Annotated in this window: 2 protein-coding genes; one reads left to right on the forward strand and one right to left on the reverse strand. The window is 51.3% G+C overall.

The window, feature by feature from the left end; genetic code table 11:
• Positions 1-725 (forward strand): protein adenylyltransferase SelO family protein (locus CVN76_RS00725; protein WP_198512396.1); only part of this gene is annotated, 725 nt, incomplete at its 5' end.
• Between the two features lie 64 nt (positions 726-789).
• Here the strand turns inward: CVN76_RS00725 and CVN76_RS00730 are convergent.
• Positions 790-1,082 (reverse strand): MarR family winged helix-turn-helix transcriptional regulator (locus CVN76_RS00730; RefSeq protein WP_157805391.1); only part of this gene is annotated, 293 nt, incomplete at its 5' end.

Here is a 1,082-nt window from a genome sequence, read left to right on the forward strand (position 1 = left end):
ATGGGGTGATGAACACCGACAACATGACGATTAGCGGAGAAACGATCGATTACGGCCCATGTGCCTTCATGGATGTCTATGATCCGGCAACGGTATTCAGTTCCATTGACACCCAAGGCCGTTATGCCTATGGCAATCAACCGGTGATTGGCGGCTGGAATCTTGCGCGGTTCGCAGAATCTCTATTGCCGCTGCTGGATGAGGATCTGGATTCGGCAGTCAAGCTGGCCCAAGAGAAGATTTCGGCTTTTAATGAACTGCATCATGCCCATTGGCTGGCGGGGATGCGAGCGAAATTGGGGCTGTATAATGAAGAAACACAGGATGAAGCGTTAATCAACGGCCTCCTCAGCATGATGAAGAAACATGGCGCCGATTATACGAACACATTCCGCGCCCTAACGTTTGATAAATTGGAGGATACGGTCCTTTTCGGGGCACCGGAATACGTTCAATGGCATGAGCTCTGGCAGGCCAGACTGGGCAGGCAGCAGGAATCGAAAGCCTCAGCGAGCCAGCTGATGCAAAGCAGCAATCCGGCGGTGATTCCGCGTAACCACCGGGTCGAAGCGGCACTCGCAGCTGCCGTGGAAAAAGGGGACTACAGTGTGATGGAGCGGCTTTTGGATGTTCTTTCAAACCCTTACGAGCACTCCGCCAAGCAAGCCGAATACACCACATTGCCTGTTTCATCAACGCCCTATCGGACTTTTTGCGGGACTTGAGTTCATGTGAAAAAAAGACGGTATCCCGAGGTTTCGGGATACCGTCTTTTCATATGGCTGCGTATCATTTAGGTCCTTGTTTATTCGAGCTGAGCTGCTGAATCTGTTCATCGAGGACAGAGCTTGCTTTACCCAAAAACGTGGTGATGAGCTCCAGCTCTTCCGGCGTGTAGCTGGAAACGAGCTTAACCATTTCATTATGAAGCGGCAGATACGTGTTGTACACTTCTTCTTTATCTTCATATTCGGGTACGATGATCACCCTGCGCCGGTCATTGGGATCATTTTGCCTGCGGACGTATCCGAATTTTTCAAGCCGATCGACCAATGCCGTTATGCTGCCAGTGGTGAGGCCGG

The organism is Bacillus sp. mrc49 (genome assembly GCF_002803435.1).